This window comes from Methylosinus sp. R-45379 (assembly GCF_001644125.1).
Lineage (GTDB): Bacteria > Pseudomonadota > Alphaproteobacteria > Rhizobiales > Beijerinckiaceae > Methylosinus.
Genome location: NZ_LUUM01000259.1, coordinates 1 through 15,115, shown reverse-complemented (window position 1 = coordinate 15,115; position 15,115 = coordinate 1). Strand labels below are relative to the sequence as shown.

Below are 15,115 nucleotides of genomic sequence, written 5' to 3'. Positions count from 1 at the left end.
GTTTCGGATATAGCATGAGCTGGACCTTGCTCGAGCTGCGATATCCGGGGCCTTTGGTGAGTTGGAGCGCGAAAGCCGTCGCCGGCGCGGCCGATCGGGCGAGAGGCGTCATACGCCCCGCCTTTTCGGCCGCTTTCGCGTCGCTCGCCGACGCCGCCCGCGCTGCGCTGGAAGAAGAGATCGCGCTGCGGCGGCCATTTCTGTGGCTGCCGGTGGCGTCCGGCGCCGGCGTCCTGCTCTATTTCGTGGCCGATCGCGAGCCCTCGCTCGCCTTCTCTGCGGCGGGCCTCGCCATTCTGGCGGCGCTCGCCGTCCTTCTGCGCGCGCATAGGGCGGGCGCTCTGCTTCTGCTGCTCGTCTGCCTCTCGGGCGGCTTCTTCGCCGCCGTCTGGCGCGCCGCGCGCGTCGATGCGCCCATCGTCTCACGCGCCGGCGTCGGCTTTCTCACCGGCTTCGTCGAGGAGCTGGACCCGCGCCCCAATGGCGCGCGCTTCATTCTGCGCCTCGCCAGCGCGGAAGGATTGCCCAATGACGTCGCGCCGTTTCGCGTGCGGCTGACCACGCGGGGCGAGACGAAATTTTCGGCCGGCGATTTCATCGCGCTGAAGGCGCGCGTGCTGCCGCCGGCCCACGCCGCTCTGCCGGGCGGCTATGATTTCTCGCGCGACGCTTATTTCGCCGGGCTGGGCGGCGTCGGCAATGCGCTCGGCCGCATCGACATCATGCCGGCGCCCGATCCCGCGCCAATGTCGCTGCGCTTCTTCGCCGCCGTCGATCGGCTGCGCAATGCGCTCGCGGCGCGGGTCTATCGCGCGCTCGGCGGCGACACCGGCGCCATCGCCGCCGCAATGGTGACGGGCAAGCGCGATTTTCTGAGCGAGGAGGCGAAAGAGCTGATCCGCCGCGCCGGCATATTCCACATCATCACAATATCCGGCGTGCAGATGACATTGGTCGCCGGCATTTTTTTCGTCGGGCTGCGGCGGCTGCTGGCGCTCTCGCGCACGCTGGCGCTGAATTATCCCATAAAGAAATGGGCGGCCGGCGTCGCCATCATCGGCGCCGTTCTCTACGACATAGGGACGGGCTCGCGCGTCGGCACGGAGCGCGCGCTCATCATGACGACGATTATGCTGATCGCCGTGCTCTTCGATCGGCCGTCGCTGTCCATGCGCAATCTGGCGCTGGCAGTTTTCTTCATCGTCGCCTTCCAGCCGGAGGCGCTGCTCGGAGCGAGCTTTCAGCTCGAAGGCGAGGCATATAGTTATAACATAATCAATGAGTTATAACGGTCGAGGCGCTGGCTTTTGTAACATTGGAACGCGCGCTTCCTTGGTCCGCCCACATCGACTTATAAGACTTATGCACATGCGGTAAGCACAAAGCGGGCCGTAGGAGACCTTACAGCTTCACCGCGAGAAGAATCATGCTAGCGTCTCTGCGTCGGCGTGATTCGTCCGATTCCTTTCGTCGCTCCCCCTTCGAAGACAGCTTGGGGGCGTTTCGGCGCTCCCCTGGAGCGGCAGGGCTCTTCCCCTGCATTCGAAACGAAAGGAAATCGGATGCATTACCCGATAGAGCAAACCGTCGCGGTGCGCGCGTATGAGCGCTTTCGCTTCGGAAAATGGGAGTCCGTATGCTCCCACCGCCGTCGCCTCCCTCACCGTTGAGGTGGGCAGACGACGGACGAAGGGTTCCGCGTTTTGGTCGGGCCTGACCGAGACGCGATGAGCTTTCGACACTCTTGGGGGCGGCTTCGGCCGCCCTCTTTTTTGTTCTTTTTTGAGTCGCTACGGATGTAGCGCTACAGGAACCCTGTTTCAAAGGCGTGCTACGTGCAACCAAAAAATTTGGATTCGGGGTATAAATTTTAACCAGCTCGACACGCTTTTTTAACCGGCCTCAATTCGCGTTCGGATTTTCGACAATTCGAGTTCATTTTCGTAGCACGAAAGGAAGCTATAGGAAAATCGACAATTAAATATTGCATATATTCCTATCAGTGCTAAAATATTTGCACATTGTAGGAATATATCCAATTCATGTCGCGTAGACGTAGAAATTTCAAACGGTTCCATTCTCCCGTCGTCGAGGAAAAAGCGCTTACGCTGGAAACCTTCCCGACCGAGCTTCTTTTCGCTCCGACCCTTTCCGGCCCGAGCGTCGGGCCGCACAACGCCTTTTCCGTTCCCGCTGTCGCCTCGGCTATCCAACTTATTTCGAGCGCGATCGGAACGCTTCCCTTCAGCCTCTTTCGCCATACCGACGCGGGCGGCAAAGAGCCCGCGACCGATCATCCCGCTTTCGATCTAGTCGCCGATTCGCCGAACGATTGGACGGCTTCAAGCGACCTTCGCGCCCAACTCGCGCAAGACGCGATGTTGCACGGCAACGCCTTCGCATACACGAACAAGATTGACGGTCGCGTCGTCGAGATCATCCGGCCCGTTCCCGGCTCGGTCACGATGCTTATTAATTATGCGACTGGCGAGCCGAGCTATCGGATTAATCCCGTCGCAGGGCAGGGGAACCTAGACGGCTCGGCCGAGGCCGTTGGCGACGCAGGCGAGCCCCGCGTCCTTCCTTACGACGAAGTGATTCATGTTCGCTCGCCGCTCTCCCTCAACGGCGATACCGGCATAGCGCCTATTCAGCATGGCCGCGAAGCCATCGCCCTGGCGCTTACCCTCGAACAGCACGCGGCGCGCCTCTTTGCTAATGGCGCTCGGCCCGCTTCTGCGTTGGAGTTGCCCGCTAAACTCAATGACGCGGCCGTCGCCCGTATAGGGGCGAGCATTAATAGCGCTCATTCTGGCATGAATTCCGGCAGGACCATGATTCTGGAATCGGGCGCGAAATTCGTCCAGCTTGCCCTCTCTTCGGTCGATGCGCAGTTTGCAGAGCTTCGCCTGCAACAGCTTCACGAAATCGCGAGAATCTTCAGAGTCCCGCCGCAGATGCTCGCCGAGTATGGCCGCGCGACCTTCGCTAATAGCGAAGAGATGGCGCGCCAGTTTTTGACTTTCTGTCTTCTCCCGTGGTTGCGGAAATTCGAGACGGCTTACCGGCGCGTCCTGTTGTCGCCTGAAGAGCGCCGAACCTACAGCATCGAATTCGACACGTCCGACCTGTTGCGCGGCGACGTGAACGCTCGCGGCGAATTCATTTCGAAGCTCAGAGCCGGCGGCGTCATCACCGCAAACGAAGCTCGTCACATGGAACAGCTCCCGCGCCATGCTGACGGCGACAAATTAGAAAACCCCTACACGACCTCGGCAAAGGGACCGGCGAACAATGCGCCGGCGAATGCGTCATGACCACTACTCACAAAGCATTTCTCGGCGACCGCGAGCGCGAATTCCGTCTCTCGCCGAAGCTCGTCGAAGAGCTTCAGCGCATTACGGGTGTCGGTCTCGGCGCACTCGTCTCGCGCATCATGAACCGCACGTTCAGCTATGCCGATGTTATCGAGACTATCCGTCTCGGATTGATCGGCGGCGGAACCGAGCCGCAAGAGGCGGCGGCGCTCATTAAGGCCTACGTCGAGGGCGAACCGCTCGAACCGGCTTACCTACTCGCCTTCGATATCCTCTCGGCTCTTTGGTTCGGCGTCTCGACGAAAGACCAACTCGGCGGGGCCGCCAATGGCTGATTTCCTCGAAATCAAAGCGAACCTCTCGGTTTCCGATGCTGGCGAGATTTCCGGCATTGCTTGGCCCTATGGCTCGCCGGATCGTGTCGGCGACGTTATCGAGCCCAAGGCGTTCGCTGGCGCGCCGTCTTTGCTCCCTATGCTCTTTGCGCACGATCCGACGCAACCCGTCGGCGTTTGGAATGAGATTTCCACTAGCGGCGTCGGGCTGACTCTCAAAGGACAGTTGCTCGTCGAAGATGTCGTGCGCGCCCGCGAGGTTCGCGCACTGGTGAAGTCGGGCGCTGTTACCGGACTCTCTATCGGCTTTCGCACGAAGAGCGCCACGCCTCGCAAGGGCGGCGGTCGCATTATCAGTGCGCTCGAACTCGTCGAGTGTTCGCTCGTCACCGTTCCCTGTCATCCCGGCGCTCGGGTCACAAGCGCAAAGTCAGCTTCGGACGTATTGAAAATCGCCGAGGCAATTAACCGGGCCGCCTCGGCTCTTTCCAGAAAGTGAGAATATAAAGAATGTGTAAGCATATGCCGCTTTCGGCTTTTGATACGCCGATCGAACTTAAGAGCGGAGAGGATTTTAGTGACGACGCCTCGGACGTCGTGACCAAAGCCCTTTCCGATCTTACCGTTAAGATCGAAGATCGCCTCAACGATTTGGAGACGAAGACGGCCGACGCCTCGGCGCTGGTCTCTCGACTCGACAAGATCGAAACCCGGCTTTCGCGTCCGGGGCTCGCTGGTCGCGTCGTCGAGACGAAGGGCGAAGACCGCGCTGCTATCGAACGCAAGGCGTTCCTCGATTATGCGCGAGGCGCGGACTATGACCGCAAGGCTCTGACGGTCGCGACCAACGGCGGCTATCTCATTCCGCAGGTTCTTCTCTCTGAGCTTCAGAAGAATCTCGTTCTCTTCAGCCCGATTCGTAGCGTTGCTCGCGTTACTCAGATTGGCGTCGGAATGGTCACGCTCCCGAAGCGCACGGCGAATCTTTCGGGTGCGTGGGTTGATGAGACGGAGACGCGTTCCGAGTCTGCCCCGACCTATGGTTCGCAGGACTTTATCGCCCATGAATACGCGACCTGCATTGACGTGAGTGAGCAGCTTCTAGAGGATTCGCAGTTCGATCTTCAGTCGGAGCTTATCCGCGATATCGCCGAAGAGTTTGGCCGCGCTGAGGGCGCTGCATTCGTCAACGGCGATGGCGTGAAGAAGCCGACCGGCCTGTTCCATAGCCCGGCTCTTTCTTCGATCGTTAATGCTGCTGGCGCGACGCTCGCGGCCGATGATCTTATCGACCTGTTCCATGCGCTTCCGGGCTTCTATGCGCGCAACGGCGTTTGGCTCATGAACCGTTCAACGATCGGAAAAATTCGTAAGTTCAAGGCTCCGAATGGGGAATACATTTGGCACGACAACCCGTCTGCCGAGGCCTCTCTTGCGTTCGGCAACGCAGGCACGCTGTTAAGCCGTCCCGTCGTCGAGATTCCCGACGCCCCGGACGTCGCGCCTTCGACGATCAGCGTCGCGTTTGGCGACATGCAGAGCGCTTACCGCATTGTCGATCGTGTCAATATCGGCGTGAAGAGAGACGATTACACGCAGGCTGTGAATGGCAAGATTCGATTCATCGCGCGTCGTCGCGTCGGCGGCGACGTGGCGAAGTCCGAAGCTATCCGCTTCCTGAAGACCACGGCCTAATCATCATTCATGCGGGCGCTGTTCGGGCGCCCGCTTTTCAATTCCATTTTCTCATAGGAAAAATTCAAAATGTCTTCCCCCACTACGGGCGCAAAATCCAAATTCAGCATTGGCACCACCACGGCGGCAACCGACGCGGCGAGCTTCGCAGCGGACACCTTTACGGCGATCGACGAAATCGAGTCCTTCGGCGCGTTCGGCGATCAGGCCGAGACGATCAAATATACGGTTCTCGGCGACGATCGCGTGAAGAAGTTGCAGGGCGCAAAGGACGCCGGCTCCTTCGATCTTACGTGCATCTATCTCGCTTCCGACGCGGGGCAGGCGGCGGCACAGGCGGCTTTCGACGCCGGCAATGTCTACAACGTCAAGGTCGAACTCGGCGACGCTCTGACGAGTGGCGCGGGGCCGCATCACGGCACGACCTTCTATATGCGCGCCGTCGTGACGGAAGCGCAGATTGACGCGGGCAACTCGAAAGAGCCTGCGAAGATCAAGTTCAAGTTCGAGGTTACGAGCGCCGTCGTCACGGTCGCGGCGGCGTAAGGAAGACTCGAAATGCCGCGCCTTGCTGAAGACAAATTTGAAATACCGATCGGTCATGAGACGATCATTCTTCGTCCGACGCTTCGCGCGGCGACCCGACTCGAACGTCGGTTTGAGGGCTTCTCTCATATCCTTCGTGGAATCGCCGAGCAGAATATCACGATTATGGCGGCAGTTATAATCGAGGCGTCGGTCTCTCGCTCCGACCTTCTCGACTTGCTCGAACGCGATGAGAGGTTCCCACTTGGCGAGAAGACGGCCAATCTTGTCGAGCCTCTTATCTCGGTTGTTCTCGCACTCACGGGCGCGGACGAATGCGACGTGAAGAATGAGCCCGACGAAATCGAGCAAGAGCACATTTCATTCGCCGATCATCACGCGCGGCTGTTCAGGCTTGCGACGGGCTGGCTCGGCTGGACGCCCGAAACGACCTGGAACGCCACGCCTGCCGAGATCATGGAAGCCTATCAGGGCCGCCTCGATATGCTGAAGGCGATCTTCGGATCAAGCGAAGAGTCGAAGAAGGCGAAGGGCGTCGATAGCGATGAAGTCGCCGCATTTTTTTCGAAGCTCGCGGCAAGGGCTGCGTAATGGCCTCGCGCGCTCCCCGTATCTGTCCCTGCGGCAATGTCGTGAAATCCGGCGAGCGCTGCGCATGTCAGGCGAAGCGCGACAAAGAGCGCAAGGCCGAGTTCGATGAAAAGCGCCCGTCGTCGAGTGCGAGAGGATACGGCAGCAAGTGGACGCAGGCTCGCGCCGAATTCCTCGCCGCGCATCCGACTTGCAACCGTCCCGGCTGTGACGCCCCGGCGACGGTTGTAGACCACATCATTCCGCATAGGGGAGATATGAAGCTCTTTTGGCGTCGCTCGAACTGGCAACCGCTTTGCGCGCATTGTCACAACGTATGGAAGCAGAGTCAGGAAAAACGTCAGTGAGTATCGATACCTTTACGCCGCCGATCAATCCGAGCGTCGGCGCACAAAAGAAGCCGGAACTCAAAATACTTGAGGCGACTTTCGGCGATGGATATACGCAAGCCTCGGCTGACGGCTTGAACCATATCCGTGACTCGCTCACTCTGAATTGGGAAGCGCTCACGATCGCACAGAGCGACGCAATCGAAGCCTTCCTGAATACGCAGGGCGGCGTAACCCCGTTTCTTTGGACCGCTCCCGGCGACGCCACGCCGAGGAAGTGGACGTGCAAGGATTGGGAAGTGACCTATCGCACGACCCACTTTCGCAGCATCAAAGCGACCTTCAAGCAGAGCTTCAATATCGTGATTTAGTGCTATGAGTGATTCAATTCGTGAAACGTGGCGCGGCGTTATAGATCGCGCAATCATCGATGCTACCTCGCCGGATGCAAGCGCTGCGGCGCGCGAAACGGCTCGATCCTGGTTGCTCAACGCGCCACAGTATTTCAGGAAAGTTTGCTCAAATGCCGGCTTAGACCCGGATGACGTCCGGGAGGCCGCAGAGGTAAAGATCGCACAAGCGATAGCACTTGAATCGGAAGGTAAGCGGCGACGCTCGAAACTCGAACAGCGGGAAGCGAAGCGCGAGGAGAGAGAAGCGCAACGCCTGCTTCGTCCGACAATCGAAGCGGTGAGTCCTGCGTTCCTGACAGCCGAGCATAACGGCGAGATTCATTCGCTAGTGGAATGGTCTCGGCGCACGGGAATAAAATACGCGACGTTGCAATATCGTTTTCGAAAGAGAGGCCTTCGCGGCGATAAATTATTCGCTCTGCTATCAATGGGGCCGGAACCCGAGCGTTTCGAATTTCGTGGCGAGATGCTGACAATCAAAGAGCTAGCAGCCCGCGCAGGCGTTCCTGTCGTAACGATGCGCGATCGTCTTAAGCGCTCGCATTGTGCAACGGTCGAGGAAGCTGTTTCGAAGGAATTCCATAAACGCAGCGATGCGCCGCGCTATGAGTATGAGGGTAGGTCTCTGCCGCTTCGTGAATGGGCGAAGATCGCAGGCCTATCAGTCGAATGTCTCGGGCAGAGAATGCGAGACGGTATGACCTTCGCCGAAGCGATCACGAAACGGCCAGTGCGTAAGTCGGATCAAGCACGCCAGATGACGGCGCTTCGCATGGCGGCGAAGGAAGCCGCAGAGTGACAGCAGCACTCACGATCAAGGCGGCGAACAGAGCGCCGAGAGTTGTAGAGGCTGTAGAAGGCGGAGCGCTCGCACTCGGCAGCACGGACTCGATTGTCGTCATTCACGCTGTAGAAGCCCTCGGCGCGTTCACCGTCACGCTTCCCCCTGCAACCGGGCTAGTTCCCGGCAAAGAGATACGCATTGGCTTTGCGGTCGCGGTCGCAGCGCTCACGATGAATGCCGGAGACCTGAATACATTCCTGATAACGCCACCTTCTACCGTCTCGGCGAACACCGCGCTGCGCTACGTGCTGGACGCATCGAACCGCTGGTGCGCGGTTTGAGTGAGGATGCGAAAAAGCATTGAAAAACAACACGATAGGTGGGTTGATGGCGCCCGAGGGCCGGGGGTGGTCTCAAACCTTTGAAATCATTGGGGGACCGGCCTGGGGAGGAGCGCGCGCTATTTTTTCTAATTGGAGATTTTTCATTTGTAGGAAATCATACCTATTGTTACAATATAGATAAGGTTTGGAGTTCCAATATTGTGACTATTTCAATCGACGATCTTAAAGCGCACCTAAATATCACCGATACGACCGACGACGCCCTTTTGACGAAGCTAATCGAGCGCGCCACGGATTTCACTGAAACCTTTGTCGGGACGCTCGGCGACACGCCGAGTCCTTCGCTCCTACAGGCTATCACTGTCCTTGCCGCCTTCTATTATGAGAACAGAGAGGCGGCAATTATCGGCTCTACTCCCCATGATGCGCCCTTCGGCTTTTGGGATTTGGTCACGCCGCATAGACAGTGGGCTTTCTGACATGAGCGCCCAACTCGATAGGCTGAAGGCCCGCCTTGAGGCAATCCCGAAGGAAGTCAGAGAGGCTGTTCGGCCGGCGCTGGAAAGGAGCGGCGAAGAGCTTGCGTCGCGGATGAAGGCGTTAGCGCCCGAGGATAGCGGCGCGCTCAAAGAGTCCATACAGGCGACGCCGCCCGGCGGAACCGTCCCGCCGCGTTCGATCGGCGCTGGCGATGAAAAGACGGCCGGCGAGCTTCAAACGATCGTGACCGCTGGCGACGCCAAGGCCTTCTATGCGCGGTGGGTTGAGTTCGGCACAGAGAAGACGCCGGCGCACCCCTTCTTCTTCCCCGCCTATCGATTGACCCGCGAGCGCATTAAGCGCCGCCTTGCGCGCGCCATCGGTAAGGCCGTTAGAGAAAATTGGAATAAGCAATGACGCCCTCATACGATCTTCAACTTCAGATGCGCGCCTTGCTCGCAGGCGATGCGACTGTCACGGCGCTGGTTCCTGCCGCGAACATCTTCGATCGCCACAAGAGCCCCGAGGTTTTCCCTAAGATCGTTCTCGGCGAGCACCAGGAAGTAGGCGACGACCTCACATTTGATCGCAATACGACGCGGGTTTTCTCGACGCTGCATGTCTTCACGCGTGATCTTGGGCTTGGAACCGCGAACAAGATCGCCGGCGCGGTTCGGAAGGCGCTTGTCGGTAAGATCATGGGCTACGTCGATTTCCGATTTGAGAGCGTGCATTTTCAGCGCGACCCCGATGGTGAAACTGGACACGCCATTCTGTCGTTCGAGGCGTTGTTTTGGGAACCTGCGGAATGAGGGCAGGGCTCCTAGATCGAACCATTACCGTCGAGCGCTATTCCGAGACGCTGGACGAAGCGGGCGTTCCGGTTCCGGTTTGGACCGTGGTTGCGACGTTGCGCGCACAGTTGTTGCGCAATGAAACGCCCGAGACGGTCACGAATTCCGGCGCGAACGAATCGATTCAAGTGCTGCGCACGTTCCGCACTAGGTTTGCAGTCGTGAACGATCATGATCGCATCATCTATGAGGGCGCGGCTTACGACATTATCGACGTCGAGGAATTAGGGCGCCGACGTGGGTTGCAGATTAGAGCGAGGAAGCGCGGGCTATGAAAGGGCGCAAAACCTCTTCGATCAAGGTCGATAGCAGCACGCTTACCAAGGCTCTTCGCGTTCCTGCGTGGTTGTCGAAAGATGCTAAGGCCGAGTGGCGGCGCATCATGCCGCTTCTAATCGAGCGCCGAGTTGTCACGGAATCGGACCTCGGCTCGGTCGAAAATTATTGCGTTTCGATCGGCCGTATTCGCGAAATCGAGCGGCTAATTCAGTCGGCTGAAACCCTCGATCCGAAGCTATTCAGAATGCAGGACAAGGCGTCTCAAACGGCGCGCCAGCTCGCGGCGGAGCTTGGTCTCACGCCTGTTTCGCGCTCGCGGCCGTCATTAGCTGACGAAGCGGACGAAGGCGACGACGACCTTGGCTTGTGATACTTACCCGCATTGGTTATTTGACGCGTCGCCGATTGACGACCCTTTCGGCTACGGCGAGCGCGCGGTCAAGTTCATTCGTGCGCTGAAGCATCCGAAGACGGGTAGGGAGTTCCAACTCGATAGGTGGCAAGAGCGCCTTGTCCGGCGCATCTATGGGCCGCGCCATGCTGACGGAACGCGCATTGTGCGGCAAGTCATCATGCTTGTGTCGCGCGGCGCTCGCAAGACGACCCTCGGCGCGGCGCTTGCGCTGTTGCACACTGTCGGACATGAGAAGGTCGCGAACGGTCAAGTTTTCCTCGCCGCATATGACCGCGAGCAAGCGCGCATCGCCTATCAGGAAGCGCACGGCATGGTTACGTCGCATCCGAAAATCAAAGCGGCGACGAAGATTCTCGATTACAGACATGAGATTCGGCATAGCAAGTCGCGCGCGACAATCAAGGCTGTGTCGAGCGATGCGAACGCCTCGAACGGATTGACGCCCGCCTTCGCGCTCATTGACGAGATACACGCATGGAAGAAGCGCGAGCTATTGGACGTGCTGCGGACAGGTCTCTCTAAGACGGCCGGGACGCTTTGCCTGATTATCTCACAAGCGGGGCGCGGACAGGAAAGCGTAGCGTCCGAGGTTTACGACTACGCGCGTAAGGTGGCGCGCGGCGAGATCGAAGACCCTGGCACGCTTCCGATATTGTTCGAGACGCCCGCCGACGCGGATTGGCGCGACGAAACGGTTTGGCACAAGGCGAATCCGGGGCTAGCGCTCGGCTATCCCGACTTGCCGTCGCTTCGCCAGATGGCGCGGGAAGCGGAGAACCGCCCGGCGCTTCGTGAGAAATTCAGGAACGATCATTTAGGGGTATGGCTCGACTCGCAACAAGACCCTTGGATTGACTCGCTCATTTGGGATGAATGCGCGGCGGCTATTCCGCTTGAAGAGCGTGGCAAGGAAGAGTCATGCTGGTTAGGCGTAGACCTCGGCTCAACAAGCGACCTTACGGCAGTCGTCGCGGCGTTCCGAGATCAAGACGACGGCTTCTCTCTATATCCCTTCGTCTTCGCGCCCGAGGACTCTCTTCGGCCTCGCCAAGATCGTGGCGAAGCGCCCTATGTGCGATGGAAGGAAGCGGGGTATTTGATTGCGACGCCCGGCAATGTGACGGATTGGGATTTCGTCGAGTCGAAAATCCGCGAGCTATGCGAACGATTCAACGTTCAAGAGATCGCAGCGGACCCGTGGGGCGCGCGCCTCATGTTGTCTCGGCTTACCGATGACGGATTACCGACGATGGAACATCGGCAGGGATTCGTATCGATGAGCGCGCCTATGAAATCGTTCGAGCGCGCGGCGCTGGCGAAGAAGCTGCGGCATGATGGAAATTCGATTCTGCAATGGTGCGTTGCGAATGTCGTCGTCGATCAAGACCCGGCGGGCAATATCAAGCCGAACAAATCGAAGTCGCGCGAGAAAATAGACGTAGCGGTTGCGGGCATTATGGCGCTTGGTCGCGCCGAAATGAATGAGGGCGGTTGCGTTTACATGGATGTGAACGCACGCCCGAATGGAATTCTATTCATATAAGGTGATTTATGGCTACGGAAACTGAGCAACTTGTCGTCGCATTAGAGGCGCGCATCGATCAATTTGAGAAATCGTTCAAGCGGGCCGCTGGAGTCTCCAATGATAATTGGACGGCGATCGAACGGCGAGGCGCACAGGGCGCAAAGCGCCTCGAGGATGCTTTCATTAACTCGGGGCGTGCTGCGCAGCGCATGACGCAGCTTATGGGGAACTCGGCCGACGTCGGGCGGCAGATGACCGCGCTTATGAGCCTTTCGAGCGCCGTCGATAAACATTCCGCATCGATGCAGCTCAATAGACTCCAAATGATGGAGCTCGCGCACGTCTCGCGCGCGCTGTTTGACTCGCTCGCGTCGGGACAACATCCGACGCGCGCCCTTGCGATGGAAGGCGGACGCATCGCCGAGATTTTCGCAATGGGGAAGGGCGGCGTCGGCGGAACGCTCGCAGCGCTCGGCGGGATGGCGGCGAAATATGTTCCGGCTCTTGTCGCGTTCGGCGCGGCGCTTGCTGCATATGAGACGGGCGCATCGACTCTCGAAAAATTCGCCGAGGTAGTGGAGAGGAGCGAGAGGGCGGGCGTCTCGACGAACCTTTTCCAGGGCTGGCGCGATCAAGCGGAGCGGCTTCGCCTTACCGTCGAGGAAATGGAAGCGGCTATCGAACGCGCCGGGAAGACTCTCGAAGGGCAATTGAATCCGATCAGGCAGAATGCGGGCGGCGATCTATCGAAGCGTGCGAATTATCTTTCCGATTTCATGGGAAAAGATACTGAATCGAAAGCGGCCGTCGAGAATGCGAAATCGGTTGATGAATTGCATCAAGCGGCGCTGTTGCTCGTTCGAGATTATCTTTCGGCGTCGGAAGAGTTGCGTTCACAAAATCTCGAACTCGAATCTGCGCAGCGGAAAATCGACGCGGCGCGCATCGCTACCGAAGTTTGGGGCGAGGCTGGTAAAAAAGTTGTCGAGGGAATCGAGAACGGTTCGCTCAACGTCGATACGTTCATTGAAAAATCTCGGGAAGCCGGGAATGTTTGGTCGGCAGATATCCTAGAGGCGCAGAAAAAGACAAATCAGGCGCTTGAAGAGGCGCGCAAGCACCTGTCCGACGAAATGAAGCCCGCGTTCGAGGAAATCGAAAAGATATCGCTCGGCGTTCTCGACGCATGGGCAGGAATCTTAAATCGGATTGCCGACGCGGTTCATAAGGCGAAAGAACTATCGACTTCGCTTCGTTCCGCGACGCAGGAATTAAAAGATCGTGAGGCCGCGCGAAATGATAAGGGCGGCGGACCTTCATTTAAGGACACGTTCAAGGAATATCTCAATCCTGCCGAAGCGCCGCCGATTCGTGAAATCGATGCGCCGCTTCCCCCGTCTCGGCCGAACAATCTCGACGCGAAGCCGGAGAAGGCGGGGCGCTCGCATGCGGAGAAGGCGGACCAAGTTGAACGCCTGATTCAGTCGCTCACGCGCGAGAACGCTTCGCTTGCCGGTGAGGCCGATGCGCTCGGGAAGTCGAATGTGGAGCGCGAAAAGGCGATCGATTTAGCTCGGGCCGAGGAAGCGGCGAAAGAGCGCGGGCGTGCGCTCACGGATCAAGAGCGCGCTTCGATCGAACAGCTTGCCGAATCTCACGCACAGCTTCGTGAAAAAATCGACGCGGCGAGGAAGGCGGATCAAGAGTTCAAATCGGCGCTCGGCGAGTTCGGGGCCGACCTGCGCACGTCCTTTGCCGATGCGATCTTGAACGGGCAAAAACTTTCAACCGTTCTCGACACGTTGCTGAAGAAGCTTGCAAGCCAAGCGTTCAATAAGGGCTTCGATGCTATCTTTAGTAGTGTGACGAGTGGGCTTTCGTCCGGTTCGGCTGGCGGATTGTTCGGCGGATTGCTTCATTTCGCGGATGGCGGGAAGATCGAGGGGGCGGGCGGGCCGAGATCGGATTCGATACTCGCGGCCGTCTCCAATGGCGAATTCGTCGTGAACGGCGCGGCGACTTCAAAATATCTCCCGCTGCTACAGGCGCTCAATTCGGGCCGCCTCCCGAAGTTTGCAGACGGCGGGCTTGTGGGCGCACCGAGCCTTCCCTCGCTTAATCCTACTGGAAGCGTAGGAAATAAGGCCGGAAGTCTTCACGTCTCGCCTACTATCAATGTTCAGGTTGCTGGCGGGTCACAGGGCGAGGAAGCGGACAACAAGTTGGGTAAGACGATCGCGACGCAAGTAGAAGAGCAAATACGGGGCGTCGTCATTAACGAGATTCTTGTGCAGCAACGCCCCGGAAACCTTCTTTGGAGGGAAGGCGGGCGCTAAAAGACGATCTTTGATTTAGAGGCCCGTGGAGCGCTTCCATTTTTAATCCTACATCACCCTAGCGGGGCGCTCAGAAAAACGCACAGGCGAAGCCCGGAGCCCCGAGAAATGATGCTCGGCGGCTGTGGTTTACGCCACGAAGGGCGGCGAGCGGAATAGGTGGGTGTAGAATTAGCTCCGATGGCGGCGGAGCCGCCTGGGGGAGCCGGAGGGTGTTTTCATCACCGGAGGGTATAAATTCCCGGCGATGATTGAAAACCAGGGCGGAGCCCGAAGGGCGACGCATCAAGCCCGAAGGGCGCGAAGGCGAGGCCGAAGGCCGAGCGTGTCGTTGGGAGCCGAGGCGTTGCAAGCCCTTTCTTTGGTTCTTTCTTTTAAAGAAAGAACATATATTCACGAAGTGAATCTACGTATCGAGGGAGGAAATATTTATATTTCCGACCGAGAAAACGCGTGACGCGTTGCGCGTAGCAATAAGCGTGCCAACTTTCAAGCCATTTGGCGGCGACGCTGCGGAAGCTGTTCGAGGCTTTGCTCGGCGGCTTCCTGCTCCTTCCGCAGCGCCTTAATCGCTCGGTCCCGATTGGAGCCGAGCAAGCGAACGCCGCCGAGCAAAACCCACCCTCGGGCTACAGCGATCCGAAGAAGCTCGGCCTCATACGTCCAGTCGGTTCGATAGTGGTTGCGCTGCGTGAATTTTACGGCTGCTGTCACTGTTCTATTCCTATTAAACGGGTAGGAAATAGCGGGCGCGCTCGGAAGCGCGGCGGCGGGGCTTGCTAATGGTTGTTTATAGCAACCTTTGAGCGGAGTGACGAAAGTATTCTATCGATGTTCTGTCGATGTTCAGTATTAAATGCATATTTGTGTTG

General features: G+C 58.4%; 19 protein-coding genes. 18 read left to right on the top strand and 1 reads right to left on the bottom strand.

Annotated elements, in window-relative coordinates; all coding sequences use genetic code 11:
* The first annotated feature begins 14 nt into the window (after positions 1 to 14).
* From A1351_RS14450 to A1351_RS14365, 18 genes are all read left to right on the top strand, one after another.
* On the top strand, positions 15 to 1,289 hold the full coding sequence (locus A1351_RS14450; RefSeq protein ID WP_371441493.1) for a ComEC/Rec2 family competence protein: 1,275 nt from the start codon (positions 15 to 17) through the stop codon (positions 1,287 to 1,289).
* Positions 1,290 to 2,042: 753 nt separating this feature from the next.
* Complete coding sequence (locus A1351_RS14445) at positions 2,043 to 3,317, top strand: phage portal protein (RefSeq protein ID WP_064033338.1); 1,275 nt, start codon at positions 2,043 to 2,045, stop codon at positions 3,315 to 3,317.
* Positions 3,314 to 3,652, top strand: coding sequence for a gene transfer agent family protein (locus A1351_RS14440; RefSeq protein ID WP_064033337.1), 339 nt, complete (start codon positions 3,314 to 3,316; stop codon positions 3,650 to 3,652). Before A1351_RS14445 ends, A1351_RS14440 begins: the two co-directional genes overlap by 4 nt.
* Positions 3,645 to 4,151 (top strand): HK97 family phage prohead protease, encoded by a 507-nt coding sequence (locus A1351_RS14435; protein ID WP_064033336.1) that lies wholly within the window; start codon positions 3,645 to 3,647, stop codon positions 4,149 to 4,151. The genes A1351_RS14440 and A1351_RS14435 overlap by 8 nt, the downstream gene beginning before the upstream one ends.
* An 11-nt stretch (positions 4,152 to 4,162) precedes the next feature.
* Positions 4,163 to 5,347 (top strand): phage major capsid protein, encoded by a 1,185-nt coding sequence (locus tag A1351_RS14430; protein ID WP_064033335.1) that lies wholly within the window; start codon positions 4,163 to 4,165, stop codon positions 5,345 to 5,347.
* Positions 5,348 to 5,416: 69 nt separating this feature from the next.
* Positions 5,417 to 5,893: a phage tail tube protein gene (locus A1351_RS14425; RefSeq protein ID WP_064033334.1), complete on the top strand. Its 477-nt coding sequence runs from the start codon at positions 5,417 to 5,419 to the stop codon at positions 5,891 to 5,893.
* Positions 5,894 to 5,905: 12 nt separating this feature from the next.
* Complete coding sequence (locus A1351_RS14420) at positions 5,906 to 6,484, top strand: phage tail assembly chaperone (RefSeq protein WP_064033333.1); 579 nt, start codon at positions 5,906 to 5,908, stop codon at positions 6,482 to 6,484.
* A 41-nt stretch (positions 6,485 to 6,525) separates the two neighbouring features.
* Entirely contained in the window at positions 6,526 to 6,831 is a 306-nt protein-coding gene (locus tag A1351_RS24010) for an HNH endonuclease signature motif containing protein (RefSeq protein WP_371441492.1), read from the top strand.
* The gene (locus A1351_RS14415; protein WP_064033346.1) at positions 6,828 to 7,184 is read left to right on the top strand and encodes a phage tail protein; all 357 of its coding nucleotides are present in this window, start codon (positions 6,828 to 6,830) and stop codon (positions 7,182 to 7,184) included. The genes A1351_RS24010 and A1351_RS14415 overlap by 4 nt, the downstream gene beginning before the upstream one ends.
* A 4-nt stretch (positions 7,185 to 7,188) precedes the next feature.
* Positions 7,189 to 8,025 carry a hypothetical protein gene (locus A1351_RS24790; RefSeq protein WP_157096316.1) on the top strand — a complete coding sequence of 279 codons (837 nt, stop codon included), beginning with the start codon at positions 7,189 to 7,191 and terminating at the stop codon, positions 8,023 to 8,025.
* Positions 8,022 to 8,351, top strand: a complete 330-nt coding sequence (locus A1351_RS14400) for a hypothetical protein (RefSeq protein ID WP_064033330.1) — start codon at positions 8,022 to 8,024, stop codon at positions 8,349 to 8,351. Before A1351_RS24790 ends, A1351_RS14400 begins: the two co-directional genes overlap by 4 nt.
* Before the next feature lie 203 nt (positions 8,352 to 8,554).
* Positions 8,555 to 8,833, top strand: a complete 279-nt coding sequence (locus A1351_RS14395) for a head-tail connector protein (RefSeq protein WP_064033329.1) — start codon at positions 8,555 to 8,557, stop codon at positions 8,831 to 8,833.
* A 1-nt stretch (position 8,834) separates the two neighbouring features.
* Positions 8,835 to 9,251 carry an HK97-gp10 family putative phage morphogenesis protein gene (locus A1351_RS14390; RefSeq protein WP_064033328.1) on the top strand — a complete coding sequence of 139 codons (417 nt, stop codon included), beginning with the start codon at positions 8,835 to 8,837 and terminating at the stop codon, positions 9,249 to 9,251.
* Positions 9,248 to 9,646, top strand: coding sequence for a DUF3168 domain-containing protein (locus A1351_RS14385; protein WP_064033327.1), 399 nt, complete (start codon positions 9,248 to 9,250; stop codon positions 9,644 to 9,646). The genes A1351_RS14390 and A1351_RS14385 overlap by 4 nt, the downstream gene beginning before the upstream one ends.
* Entirely contained in the window at positions 9,643 to 9,963 is a 321-nt protein-coding gene (locus A1351_RS14380; RefSeq protein ID WP_064033326.1) for a phage head closure protein, read from the top strand. The genes A1351_RS14385 and A1351_RS14380 overlap by 4 nt, the downstream gene beginning before the upstream one ends.
* Positions 9,960 to 10,337, top strand: coding sequence for a phage terminase small subunit P27 family (locus A1351_RS14375; protein WP_064033325.1), 378 nt, complete (start codon positions 9,960 to 9,962; stop codon positions 10,335 to 10,337). The genes A1351_RS14380 and A1351_RS14375 overlap by 4 nt, the downstream gene beginning before the upstream one ends.
* Positions 10,327 to 11,925: a terminase large subunit gene (locus tag A1351_RS14370; protein WP_064033324.1), complete on the top strand. Its 1,599-nt coding sequence runs from the start codon at positions 10,327 to 10,329 to the stop codon at positions 11,923 to 11,925. The genes A1351_RS14375 and A1351_RS14370 overlap by 11 nt, the downstream gene beginning before the upstream one ends.
* An 8-nt stretch (positions 11,926 to 11,933) precedes the next feature.
* The gene (locus A1351_RS14365) at positions 11,934 to 14,243 is read left to right on the top strand and encodes a phage tail length tape measure family protein (protein ID WP_064033323.1); all 2,310 of its coding nucleotides are present in this window, start codon (positions 11,934 to 11,936) and stop codon (positions 14,241 to 14,243) included.
* Positions 14,244 to 14,732: 489 nt separating this feature from the next.
* Here A1351_RS14365 and A1351_RS24785 read toward each other — a convergent pair whose 3' ends face one another.
* Positions 14,733 to 14,957 carry a hypothetical protein gene (locus tag A1351_RS24785; RefSeq protein ID WP_157096315.1) on the bottom strand — a complete coding sequence of 75 codons (225 nt, stop codon included), beginning with the start codon at positions 14,955 to 14,957 and terminating at the stop codon, positions 14,733 to 14,735.
* Between the last annotated feature and the right edge of the window lie 158 nt (positions 14,958 to 15,115).